The organism is Acidovorax sp. YS12, assembly GCA_021496925.1.
In the GTDB taxonomy this organism is placed as follows: domain Bacteria; phylum Pseudomonadota; class Gammaproteobacteria; order Burkholderiales; family Burkholderiaceae_C; genus Paenacidovorax.
In genome coordinates this window covers 2,257,715-2,270,606 of record CP053915.1, presented here as the reverse complement: position 1 = coordinate 2,270,606, position 12,892 = coordinate 2,257,715, and the positions used below count along the sequence as shown (strand labels likewise).

Annotated in this window: 7 protein-coding genes; all 7 read left to right on the top strand. The window is 69.5% G+C overall.

The annotated features are described in order from the left end of the window. The first annotated feature begins 24 nt into the window (after positions 1–24). Complete coding sequence (locus tag YS110_10360; GenBank protein ID UJB65124.1) at positions 25–1,926, top strand: hypothetical protein; 1,902 nt, start codon at positions 25–27, stop codon at positions 1,924–1,926. Beyond that, positions 1,911–2,615 carry a response regulator transcription factor gene (locus tag YS110_10355; protein ID UJB65123.1) on the top strand — a complete coding sequence of 235 codons (705 nt, stop codon included), beginning with the start codon at positions 1,911–1,913 and terminating at the stop codon, positions 2,613–2,615. Before YS110_10360 ends, YS110_10355 begins: the two co-directional genes overlap by 16 nt. 184 nt (positions 2,616–2,799) lie before the next feature. Then, positions 2,800–5,274, top strand: a complete 2,475-nt coding sequence (locus YS110_10350) for an IPTL-CTERM sorting domain-containing protein (protein UJB65122.1) — start codon at positions 2,800–2,802, stop codon at positions 5,272–5,274. A gap of 277 nt (positions 5,275–5,551) precedes the next feature. Then, positions 5,552–6,370 carry a DUF1566 domain-containing protein gene (locus YS110_10345; GenBank protein UJB65121.1) on the top strand — a complete coding sequence of 273 codons (819 nt, stop codon included), beginning with the start codon at positions 5,552–5,554 and terminating at the stop codon, positions 6,368–6,370. Positions 6,371–6,441: 71 nt separating this feature from the next. Further along, positions 6,442–8,229, top strand: coding sequence for an IPTL-CTERM sorting domain-containing protein (locus YS110_10340; protein ID UJB65120.1), 1,788 nt, complete (start codon positions 6,442–6,444; stop codon positions 8,227–8,229). A gap of 283 nt (positions 8,230–8,512) precedes the next feature. After that, positions 8,513–12,439, top strand: a complete 3,927-nt coding sequence (locus YS110_10335; protein UJB65119.1) for an FAD/FMN-binding oxidoreductase — start codon at positions 8,513–8,515, stop codon at positions 12,437–12,439. Further along, positions 12,436–12,858: an HIT family protein gene (locus YS110_10330; GenBank protein UJB65118.1), complete on the top strand. Its 423-nt coding sequence runs from the start codon at positions 12,436–12,438 to the stop codon at positions 12,856–12,858. Before YS110_10335 ends, YS110_10330 begins: the two co-directional genes overlap by 4 nt. Positions 12,859–12,892: the final 34 nt, after the last annotated feature.

Sequence of the window (12,892 nt, the reverse complement as noted above, 5' to 3'; positions counted from 1 at the left end):
GCGTTGCCATGAAAATCCATGGCAATGCTTCCACTCCCCCTCGCGCCCGCCCCCAGGCTTCATCCCCTCCGCGTCTTGGTCCGGCGGCTGTGCTGCGCGCTGCTGGCGTGGGCCGGGCTGGCGCTGCCAGCGCACGCCGCGCTGGACCTGGTGCAGCAGCGCAGCTACCTGGAAGACCCGGGCGGCGCGCTGTCGATCGACGACATCCAGCACGCCCAGGGCTGGCAGCCCTTCACCGGCCTTTTGCCGCTGCGCAACAAGGGCACCCCTTTCTGGGTGCGCTTGCAGGTGCCGCCGCCGCCCGCGGGTGACTGGGTCGTGCGGGTACAGCCCGGCCTCTTGCAGGACATCCAGGTATTCCAGCGCGCGCAGGATGGCGCCTGGGCGGTGCAGCGCCTGGGCAGCAGCCATGCCTACCAGGCGCGCGAGCGTGGCGAGCTGGCGTTCAGCGTGCTGCTGCACAGCCCGCCGGGGGAGGGCTCCACGGTGTATGTCCGGGTGCGCAGCGATTCGGCGATTGCGCATTTCACGGTCATCTCGGCGCCGGAAAGCCGCGAATTCGACATCCAGACCCACGTGCTCGTTGGCCTGTACATCGGCTTCAGCGTCGTGGTGCTGTGCATCTCCCTGCTGGGCTGGCGCGCCACGGGCCAGTCCCTGTGGCTGATTACCGCGGGGTTCGATTTCGCCACCTTCGTGATGGTGGGCTTGCAGATGGGGCTGTTCGCGAAGTATGTGCTGCCCCAGTCGCAAGGCGTGCTCGACCTGGCCATTTTCTGCACCAACAGCATTCACTTCACGCTGGCCTGCCTGCTGTTCCGGGAGATGCTGCGCCTGTTCCACGTCCCGCCCTGGTGTACCTGGGCCTACACGGCCTGCATGGCGCTGCTGCCTGCGCAGTTGCTGCTGATCGGCCTGGGGCACGGCGCCAAGGCGATGGCGCTGAACAACCTGGGCATGCTGTGCATCTCGCTGTGGGGCGGGGTGGTAGTCTGGTTCGTGTCCATCGAGGACCGGGCGCTGCGGGTGCTGTTCAAGACCTTCGGCATCTGCCTCGTGGTCTACCTGCTGCTGTGGCTGCTGCCCGCCATCGTGCCTTTCACCATACCGTCCACCCTGTCGCTGTACCCGACCCTGCCCAGCAATTTCTTCACCATGCTGATGACCCTGGCCATCATGGCCCGGCACACGCAGCTCGAATTCCAGCGCCAGGCCGCCGTGGCGCAGCAGAAGCACGCCACCGATCTGGCGCTGCACTACGAGAAACAGCGCCACGCGGAAACCAGCAGCTTCCTCGGCATGGTGCTGCACGAGCTGAAAAACCCCCTGTCCCTGCTGCGGGTGGCCACCCAGCACCTGCAGCGCGACCCCCACGCCCCGCCCGAAGACCGCGCCGCGCGCCTGGCCAAGATGCAGCGGGCCGTGGACAACATCGACACCATCCTGGAGCGCTGCGTGGCCGTGGACCACCTGGAGCAGGGCGCCCTCACGGTGCAGGCCCGGACGGAAGACCTCGCCGCGCTGCTGGCCGAATGCGCCGGGCAGGCGCCGCAGGCCGAGCGGCTGCGGCTGGAGCTGCAAGCCGGGGTGCGGGCGCACGTCGATGGCGTGCTGCTGCGCCTGATGGTGCGCAACCTGCTGGACAATGCCCTGCGCTACGGCGACCCGGACCGCCCCGTCACGCTGCAGCTGGCGGCCAGCGCGGCCAGCGCCCGTATCACCGTGCGCAACGCGCCGGGCCGGGGCGGCTGGCCCGACCCGGCGCAACTGTTCCAGAAGTACTACCGCGCGCCTGGCGCGCTCTTTTGCAGCGGCACCGGCCTGGGCCTGTACTGGGTGGCCCAGGTGGCGCGGCTGATGCATGCCAGCGTGCGCCATGTGCCCGACCCCCACCACATCGTTTTCGAGCTATGCCTGAACCCCTGACCGTCGTCCTGGTGGAAGACCACGACGACCTGCGCGAAGAAATGCGCGACTACCTGCAGCGCCCGCAGTGGCGCGTGCTGGAGGCCGACTCGGGCGAGGCCCTGAACCAGTTGATCGCGCGGCACCCCATCGACGTGGCGGTGCTGGACGTCAACCTGCCCGGCGAAGACGGCTTCAGCATCGCGCAGCGCCTGCGCACGACCCACCCCGAGCTGGGCATCGTCCTGCTCACGGCCCGCACCCGCCCCTCGGACCGCTCCACGGGCTACCGCGCGGGCGGCGACGTGTACCTCACCAAGCCCACCAACGTCGTCGAGCTGGAAGCCGTCATCGCCAACCTGCTGCGCCGCGTGCAGCGCCCCCAGCCCAGCCCGTGCTACCAGCTGCTGCCCCGGCAGCAGCAACTGCGTGCGCCCGACGGCCACGCCTGGGCGCTGACCGCGCGCGAGGCCCAACTGCTGGAAACCCTGGCCCTGGCGCCGCAGCAGGAAATGGACAGCGAACGCCTGCTCTACACCCTGGGCCGGCACATGGGCGCCCCGCTGACGGCCGAAAACCTGGCCGTGCTCATCAGCCGGCTGCGGCACAAGCTGCAAGACCCGCCGGGCGCGGGCAACCCCATCACCGGCCAGCGCGGCAAGGGCTACCGGCTGACCCTGCCGCTGCGGCTGGCGCCGCGCGACGCCTGAAACCGGGCGCAGGGGCGTGGCGCATGCTTCGCTATTCATAGCTTCCAGCGCTTTCCAGCAAAGGGTTTGAGCCTGATTTGACCTAAAACATCCGCACGGCTGCCAGGCACTGTAATCCAGTGCAATCTTCGCTGGTTGCGGTTTGTTACCGTGCCCGCCTTCTTGAGACGGGAAAGGGCACACCATGAACACATCCATCCACGCGCCTGCCGTGCGCGCCTCGGCGGCCCTGCTGCTGGCAGCCGCCGCCGCATTGCCGGGCGTGGCCCGGGCACAGGCCATCACCGAGGGCTTCGATGACGTCACCACCCTGGCGGGCAAGGGCTGGGTCATGCAGAACAACAGCAATCCGGTCGGCCTCATGCCGAATTGGTATCAGGGCCTCGTCGACGTCACTACATTTCCCGCCCGCAGCGGCGCGGCCAATGCCTACATCGCGGCCAACAGCGCAAACACCACCGGCAACAACACCATCAGCAACTGGCTGCTCATGCCGAACCGGACACTGCGCAATGGCGACGTACTGACGTTCTACACGCGAAAACCCACGATTGGCAGCGGCCAGACCGACTACCCTGATCGTCTACAGATCCGATTGAGTACCAATGGCGCGAGCACGAACGTGGGATCCGGTGCCACCGCCCTGGGCGACTTCACAACGCTTTTGTTGGATATCAACCCCGCCTTGCAAGCGGGCGTTTACCCGCAGACGTGGACCCAGTACACGATTACGGTTGCCGGCTTGCCTGCTCCCACGTCCGGCCGCATCGCTTACCGTTACTTCGTGACCAACGGCGGACCCGATGGAACCAACAGCGACTACATCGGCCTCGACGACGTGGCGTACACGCCCTACGTCTGCCCCACCCTCACGGTCAGCGGCACGCCGGGCAGCGGGGCGGCTGGCGAGGCGTACGGCGGTGCCACGCTGTCGCAGACGGGCGCGCTGGGCGCGCCCTCCTTCGCCATCACGGCAGGGGCCTTGCCGCCCGGCCTGGCGCTGTCGTCCGGCGGCGCCATCTCCGGCACCCCCACGGCCACCGGCACGTTCAATTTCGGCGTGACGGCTTCGGACAACAGCGGCTGCGCGTCGGCCCAGAAGCCCCTCTCCATCACCGTGCTGGCCGGCAAGCCGCCCCAGCCGGCCAGCGTCACCGCCACGGCGGGCAACACCACGGCGCAGGTGAGCTGGACGCCTGTGTGGACAGACCCCTACGGCGTCGCGGTGGACAGCTACACCGCCACCGCCGTCGAAGCCCCTACCAAATCCTGCACCGCCAACGACGGGGCCGCGTCCAGCTGCACCGTCACTGGCCTGACCAACGGCACCAGCTACACCTTCCGCGTGGTGGCGAAAAACGGCTCGGCGGGCCAGTTCTCCGACCCCGCCGTCACCAACGCGGTCACGCCGAGAGGTGCTCCCACGCTCGGCCTCTCTGCCTCCCCCGCCAGCCCCAGCACCTGGGGCCAGGGCGTGACCTTCACCGCCACGCTGGCGGGCGCGAGCAGCCCCACGGGCGCGGTCACGTTCAAGGACGGCGCTGCCGTGCTGTGCACCGCGCCCGCCGCGCCCTACACCTGCGCCGCCCCCGCGCTGGCGGTGGGCGCACACGCCATCACCGCCAGCTACGCGGGCGACGCGGCCAACCACAGCGCCAGCGGCAGCCTGAACCACACCGTGAACAAGGCCGCGCAAGCCATCACCGGCTTCGCCACCACGCCCGCGTCCGTGGTGTATGCGCAGGGCGGCCAGTTCACCGTGCAGGCCACGGGCGGCGGCTCCGGCAACCCGGTCACCTTCACCAGCCAGAGCCCGGCGGTCTGCACCGTGGCGCAGAACACCGTCACCATGTTGGCCGGCGGTACCTGCACCATCGCGGCAGACCAGGCGGGCAACGCGAACTACGACGCCGCGCCGCAGCTGCAAACCCCGGTCACCATCGCTGCCCCGGTCGACGGCGCCTGCGGCGCGGCGGCCGGCCAGGCCCAGGCCACGGCCCCTGCCGCCAACCTGTGCAGCGCGGGCACGCCCGGCGCCGCCTCCAGTGCCAGCGGCCAGTACACCTGGCAGTGCCAGGGCGAGAACGGCGGTACCCCGGCCAGTTGCCAGGCTCCCTGGGCCAACGCGGGCGGCGGCAAGGGCTCCGTCTCCGCCCCCACCAATGGCTGGCAGGTGAATAGCGCGAGCTTCAGCGCCACGCCTCCCGCGGCCGCCCCGCAAGGCACGAGCTTCCCCGCCGGCGTGCTGGCGCTGAACCTGGACAGCGGGGCCCCGGGCAGCGATGCCACCGTGACGCTGCATTTCACCAGCCCCGTGCCCCAGGGCGCGGTTTACATGAAGTACGGCCCCACGCCCGACGGCTACAACGGCTGCCGGGGCAACGCCTGCACCCAGCCGCACTGGTACCAACTGCCCGCACAGAAGGCCGTGCTCGCCCCCGATGGCCTGAGCGCCACGCTGACGCTGACCGACAACGGCCTGGGCGACAGCGACACCGTGGGCGGCACCATCACCGACCCGGGCGGCTTCGCGCTGCTGGGAGCGCCCGTGCCCGCCGACACCCGGGCCATTCCGACCCTGGGCGAATGGGCGCTGGCTTTGCTGGCGGGTGTGCTGGGGTTGTTCAGCCTGGGCGCGCTGCGCAGGCGCGGCTGCTGAGGCGGCGCCGGAGAACCGGCCCTTGCGCCTGACCCGGCGCGAGGGCCGGCACCGCGCACAGCGGCATGTGCGCACCGCCGTTTTGCTTCGTTTTTAATAGCTTCTGCCGCTTGTTGGCATTGCCTTGGGGCGTTGGAGCGGCTGCTTGCGACCGGAGTGTCTTGAGGGCCGGGCGGGCGCTGCAATCCAGTGCAATCTTCGCGGGTTTCGACTTGTTACCGTGCGCGCCTTTCGATTGCGACCAAAGGCACGCACCATGCGTTTTCTGATCCCTTCCTTGACCGCCCTGCTCCTGGCGGGCCTGCCGCCGGCGCAGGCACAGACCCAGCCCCTCAACGACACCGGCATCACCGGGAGCGGCAACGCCTCCAACACCATTGCCACGACCTGCGACCCCAACGATCCCGCCGGGCAGGACTGCCACTACGGGCGCGACAAGGCCGCCGCCGATGGCACGCTCACCAAGGTGGGCGCCAGCGCCCCCAACAACGGCATCGCCAACGGCTTCGACTTCAGCAAGGTCTGCAACAGCGGCCAACTGGCGGGCCAGGGCACCTGCCCCGCCAACCCCACCCTGGGTGCAGGCAACGATGAATGGGCCTGCACCAAGGACAACGTCACGGGCCTGGTCTGGGAGGTCAAGGTCGATGACCCCAGCCACCTGCGTTATGCGGGCCACGCCTATTACTGGTACAGCACCGACGCCACCACCAATGGCGGCAGCCCAGGTACGTCTGGCGCCGGCAGCAGCACCAGCAGCGGGGCCGCCTGCCTCGGCTCGGCAACGAACCGCTGCGACACCGAGAAATTTGTGCAGGACGTGAACGCAGCGGGCCTGTGTGGCGTCTCCGACTGGCGCATGCCCACTGTCAAGGAGCTGTACGGCATTGCCGACCTGGGGCGCTTCAACCCAATCATCGACCCGGTGTTTTTCCCCAACACCGTGCCTGCGGTCTCCAACCCTCCGACCCTTTATTGGACGGGTAAGCGCTACGCCGTGAACAGCGCGTGGTCCATCGATTTCCGCAACGGTTTGGTCGACGCCAGCGGAGATGAATTCGGTCTTCTCGTCCGGCTGGTGCGCTCGGGGCCGTGACTTTGGCCGCCTTCCGCGCAAACCCCACCGACCCCGCCCCTTCACGCCCCTTTTCCCACAGGAATTACCCCATGAACCGCATGCATCTTGCCTGGGCCGGGCTGTGCCTGCTGCCCGCCTGGGCGCAGGCCGTCACGTGCTCCCCCAACTTCGTCCCCAGCAACCCCGACGCCATCTATACCGTGCATGGCGATGGCACCGTGACCGACACCCGCACCGGGCTGACGTGGAAGCAGTGCCTCGAAGGCTTTGAAAACAACGGTGCTGGCTGCACTGGCGCCCCCAGCCAAAAAAACTTTACCTGGAATGAAGCGCTGGCCCTTGCCGCAAGCCACAACTTTGCTGGCCACAACGACTGGCGCCTGCCCAATATCAAGGAACTGCTCAGCCTGGTCGAGGAATGCCGGGGCTCCCCCGCCATCAATGATGTGGCTTTTCCGGGAGACCCGCAGGGCGGGTATGTCCACTCGAGTTCGCCTGCTGCCGGCATGGTGCCGACCATCGTGTGGGACGTGCAAATCGTGACGGGCGCGATCGTGCAGAGCGCCCGCAGCACCCCCGCCTACGTCCGCCTCGTGCGCGGCGGCCCGTCTTTTGCCGCGCTGCCCGTCCTGAGCGCCGTCGCCCTCTCGGGCACACCCACGACCACCAGCGCCGCCATGAAGGGCACCAGCAACCGCGATGCCACCGGGTACTGGCTGGTGGTGCCGCGCGGCAGCACCCCGCCCACGCCCGCGCAGGTGAAGGCGCAGGCCCCCTACGGCGGCGTGACGCCCGTGGCCCTGGGCAGCGGCGCCATGCAGGCCGATACCCCGGCCGGCTTCCCCATCAGCGGCCTGAGCCCTGAAACGGACTACGACTTCTACCTGGTGGCCGACGCCTCCGGCCCGTTGAGCGCGCCGGCGCAGAAGGTGCCCTTCACCACCGCCGCCGTGCCGGTGGCCGGCGCCTGCGGCAGCGCCCACAACACGGGTGGCACCCCGCTGCTGGCCAGCGCCCCCGCTTCCGCCCTGTGCAACACGGGCACGGCCAGCGCCGTGGCGGGCGGCACCACCTCCTGGGGCTGGAGCTGCACCGCCGACACCGCCACCGCCTGCCAGGCGCCGCGCGGCTACACCGTCACGCCCAGCGCGGGGGCGAACGGCGGCATCGGCGCGGCGCAGACCGTGGCCTATGGCGCCACGGCCAGCTTCACCGTCACGCCCGCCGCGGGCTATGTGGTGGACGCCGTCACGAGCAGTTGCGGCGGCAGCCTGTCGGGCAGCACCTTCACTACCGGCGCGGTCACGGCCGCCTGCACCGTCAGCGCCACGTTCAAGCTTGCGCCCACGGTCCTGCCCGTACCCGAAGGGCCGCAGGCGGGCCAGCCCATCACCCTGGCGCCGCCCACCACCAACGGCTGGCAGATCACCCATGCCAGCACGCAGACCACCGCCAGCACCGGCACCCCGCCGCCCCCGGGCGTGACGCTGCCGCACGGCCTGGTGCGCCTGCGGCTGGAGCTGGGCGCCAAGGGCAGCGCCGCCACCGTGGTGCTGACCTACCCGCAGCCGCTGCCGCCGGGCGCGGTCTATTACCGGTACGGCAAGACGGCGGACGACCCGCAGCCGCACTGGTTCCCGTTCCCCGGCGCGGTCATCAGCGGCAACACCGTGACGCTGACGTTCCTGGACGGCGGCGCGGGCGACGACGACCTCGTGGACGACAGCGTGATCGAGGCGCTGGGCGGCGTGGCTGTGCCAGCCGCCGCGCCCGGTGGCGCAACGGCCATCCCGACCCTGGGCGAGTGGGCGCTGGCGCTGCTGGCGGGTGTGCTGGGGCTGTTCAGCCTGGGGGCGCTGCGCAGGCGCGGCGCTTGAGCGGGCGCTTTCGCGGCTTCGGCCGCGAAAGAGGGGGCTGAAAGCTCCTTATTTGATAGCTGCCAGCGCTTGGCTGGTAAGCGCTGGAGGCGATTTTCCATCGTATGGGGCGAGCGCGCATGCGCGCTGCGGGCCGCGCCCGCCGCCATGGGGAGGGGGCGGGCCACATGGCCGGGGGGCTAGTGTGCTGTCCCTAGGCGCGGCCACCGCCGCATGGCCGCGCCCTTAAAATCGCACCCCCGAGGCACGAGGGCGCGCCGCGCGCCCATCCCAGGTTGACCCCATGAATGTTCCGATAGAGCTGGCAGCCCTGCAGCAGGCCCAGGGCGCCGAGCCCGTGCGCTTGCGCGAGATTCCGTACAACTACACCTCGTTTTCCGACCGGGAAATCGTCATCCGCCTGCTTGGCGCTCCGGCCTGGGACGTGCTCGACCAGCTGCGCCGCGAGCGCCGCACCGGCCGCTCGGCACGCATGCTGTACGAGGTGCTGGGCGACATCTGGGCGGTGCAGCGCAACCCGTACCTGCAGGACGACCTGATCCACACGCCCGCGCGGCGCCGGCTGCTGGTGGATGCCATGCGCCACCGCATCGCCGAGATCGAGAAGCGCCGTCTGCCCCAGGAAGACCCCGAGCGCGACCGCCGCGTCGGCCTGCTGGTGGACGCGGCGCGCCGCGCCATCGCCGAGTTCGACGCCACGCTGGCCGAGGTGGGCGAGATGCGCAAGCGCGTCGCCCGGCGCCTGGCGCGCCACACGGCCAAGGACAACATCAAGTTCGACGGCCTGTCGCGCGTCAGCCACGTGACCGACGCCACCGACTGGCGCGTGGAGTTCCCCTTCGTCGTGCTCACGCCCGACTCCGAGGCCGAGATGGCGCAGCTCGTCAAGGCCTGCATCGAGATGGAGCTGACCATCATCCCGCGCGGCGGCGGCACGGGCTACACCGGCGGCGCGATTCCGCTGACCTGGCGCAGCGCCGTCATCAACACCGAGAAGCTCGAAGCCATGGGCGGCGTGGAAATGCGCCGCCTGCCCGGCCTGGAGCGCGAGGTGGCGACGGTGTGGACCGAGGCTGGCGTGGTAACGCAGCGCGTGTCCGACGCGGCGGAGAGCGCGGGCTTCGTCTTCGCCGTCGATCCGACCAGCGCCGAGGCCAGCTGCATCGGCGGCAACATCGCCATGAACGCGGGCGGCAAGAAGGCCGTGCTGTGGGGCACAGCGCTGGACAACCTGGCGAGCTGGCGCATGGTCACGCCCGATGCGCAGTGGCTCGAAGTCACGCGTGTGGGCCACAACCTGGGCAAGATCCACGACGCCGAGGTGGCGAGCTTCGAGCTGGCGTACTTCGAGGCCGACGGCAAGACGCCGCTGCGCACCGAGCGCCTGGACATTCCCGGCAAGACCTTCCGCAAGGAAGGGCTGGGCAAGGACGTGACGGACAAGTTCCTCTCCGGCCTGCCCGGCGTGCAGAAGGAGGGCACCGACGGCCTCATCACCAGCGCGCGCTGGATCGTGCACCGCATGCCCGAGCACACGCGCACCGTGTGCCTGGAGTTCTTCGGCTCGGCCAAGGAGGCGGTGCCCAGCATCGTCGAGATCAAGGACTTCATGTTCGCCGAGCAGAAGCGCTCGGGCGTGTTGCTGGCGGGCCTGGAGCACCTGGACGACCGCTACCTGCGCGCCGTGGGCTACACCACCAAGAGCAAGCGCGGCGGTCTGCCCAAGATGCTGCTGGTGGGCGACATCGTGGGCGACGACCCCGACGCCGTGGCCCGCGCCGCCGCCGAGGTGGTGCGCATCGCCAACTCGCGCTCGGGCGAGGGCTTCACGGCCGTGAGCGCCGAAGCGCGCAAGAAGTTCTGGGCCGACCGCAAGAAGACCGCAGCCATCAGCCGCCACACCAATGCCTTCAAGATCAACGAGGACGTGGTGATCCCGCTGCCACGCATGGCGGAGTACACCGACGGCATCGAGCGCATCAACATCGAACTGAGCCTGCGCAACAAGATCGCGCTGGCCGACGCGCTGGAGGATTTCCTCACGCGCGGCGAGCTGCCGCTGGGCAAGCCCGAGGCGGGCGGCGAGCCGCCGTCGCCCGAGCTGCTGGAGGAAAAGCTGGCCCTGGCCCTGGCCCAGGTGCGCGAGACGCGCGCGCTCTGGCAGGATTGGCTGCGGCGCGTGGAGGAGCTGTTCCCGCAGCTCCAGGACCACCGCCTGCGCGCGAGCTGGAAGGCGCAGATCCGCGACCCGCTGCGCAATATCTTCACCGGCAGCGACTTCGAGCCGCTGATGCGGGCGCTGGGCGAGGTGCAGCAGCGCGTGCTGAAAGGCCGCGTGTGGGTGGCGCTGCACATGCACGCGGGCGACGGCAACGTGCACACCAACATCCCCGTGCACAGCGACAACTACGACATGCTGCAAACCGCGCACGAGGCCGTGGCGCGCATCATGGTGCTGGCGCGCGGCCTGGGCGGCGTGATCTCGGGCGAGCACGGCATCGGCATCACCAAGCTGGAATTCCTGACCGACGAAGAACTGGCGCCGTTCGCCGCGTACAAGCGCCGGGTGGATCCGCAAGGGCGCTTCAACGACGGCAAGCTGCTGCGAAATCAGGAGCTGCCAGCGCAGGATGGACGGGCGCTGGAGGCCGATCTGGCCAAGACTCCCGCGCGCCGCTCGCTGCGCTTTGCCGACCTGACCAACGCCTACACGCCGAGCTTTGGCCTGATGGGCTACGAGTCGCTCATCATGCGCCAGAGCGACATCGGCAGCATCGTCGCCAGCGTCAAGGACTGCCTGCGCTGCGGCAAGTGCAAGCCGGTGTGCTCCACGCACGTGCCGCGCGCCAACCTGCTGTACTCGCCGCGCAACAAGATCCTGGCCACCTCGCTGCTGGCCGAGGCGTTCCTGTACGAGGAGCAGACGCGCCGGGGCGTGTCCATCCAGCACTGGCAGGAGTTCGAGGACGTGTCGGACCATTGCACCGTCTGCCACAAGTGCTACACGCCGTGCCCGGTGAAGATCGACTTCGGCGACGTCACCATGGCCATGCGCAGCCTGCTGGTGAAGATGGGCAAGAAGAGCCTGCGCCCTGGCAACAAGCTGGCCATGGCCATGCTCAACGCCACCAGCCCCGACACCATCAACCTGCTGCGCGCGGGCATGGTGAACGTCGGCTTCAAGGCCCAGCGCCTGGCCGTGGACGCGCTGCGCAGCATGAGCCGCCCGCAGACCGCGCGCCCGCCCGCCACCGTGGGCACGGCGCCGCTCAAGGAGCAGGTGATCCACTTCGTCAACAAGAAGCTGCCCGGCGGCCTGCCGACCAGGACGGCGCGCGCGCTGCTCGACATCGAGAACAAGGACTACGTGCCCATCATCCGCGACCCGGCCGCCACCACGGCCGACAGCGAGGCGGTGTTCTACTTCCCCGGCTGCGGCTCGGAGCGGCTGTTCTCGCAAGTGGGCCTGGCGACGCAGGCCATGCTGTGGCACGCGGGCGTGCAGACCGTGCTGCCGCCGGGCTACCTGTGCTGCGGCTACCCGCAGCGCGGCAGCGGCTTGCAGGACAAGGCCGAGAAGATGATCACCGACAACCGCGTGCTGTTCCACCGCGTGGCCAATACGCTGAACTACCTGGACATCAAGACCGTGGTGGTGAGCTGCGGCACCTGCTTCGACCAGTTGCAGGGCTACGAGTTCGACAAGATCTTCCCGGGCAGCCGCATCGTGGACATCCACGAATTCCTGCTGGAAAAGGGCATCAAGCTGCCCGAGGGGCAGGGCGGCTACCTGTACCACGAGCCCTGCCACAACCCCATGAAGCAGGGCGATTCGATGAAGACCGTGCGCGCGCTGGTGGGCGACAAGGTGCTCAAGAGCGACCGCTGCTGCGGCGAGTCGGGCACGCTGGGCGTGACGCGGCCGGACATCTCCACGCAGGTGCGCTTTCGCAAGACCGAGGAAATCCGCAAGGGCGAGGCGCAACTGCGCGCCAGCGGTGCCGTGGGCGCGCAGGACAACATCAAGATCCTGACCAGCTGCCCGAGCTGCCTGCAGGGCATCTCGCGCTACCAGGACGACCTGTCCACCGGCCTGCTCGAAGCCGACTACATCGTCATCGAGATGGCGCGCCAGATCCTCGGCGCGGACTGGCTGCCCGAGTACGTGCGGCGCGCCAACGCGGGCGGCATCGAAAGAGTCTTGGTATGACCTGCGCCCTGTGCGAGACGGACGGCGGCACGCTGGTCTGGCGCGGCGGCACGCTGCGCCTGATCCGTGCCGACGAAGCCGGCTTTCCGGCTTTCTACCGCGTGGTCTGGAACGCGCATGTGGCGGAGTTCTCCGACCTGTCGCCTGCCGAGCGGGCCCACTGCATGGAGGCCGTGGCCCGTGTCGAGCAGGTGCTGCGCGCGCAGCTTGCGCCCGCCAAGGTCAACCTGGCCGCGCTCGGCAACGTGGTGCCGCACCTGCACTGGCACGTGATCGCGCGCTTCGCCTGGGACAGCCACTTTCCCGCGCCCGTCTGGGCCGCGCCGCAGCGCGCGCGCGACGCGGCGCAGGAGGCAGCGCTGGCCGCGCGCCTGCCCGCGCTGGACGCCGCGCTGGCTGATGCACTATCCAATTCATAGCTGCTTGCGCTTGCTGGATAAGCGCTGGAGCCTG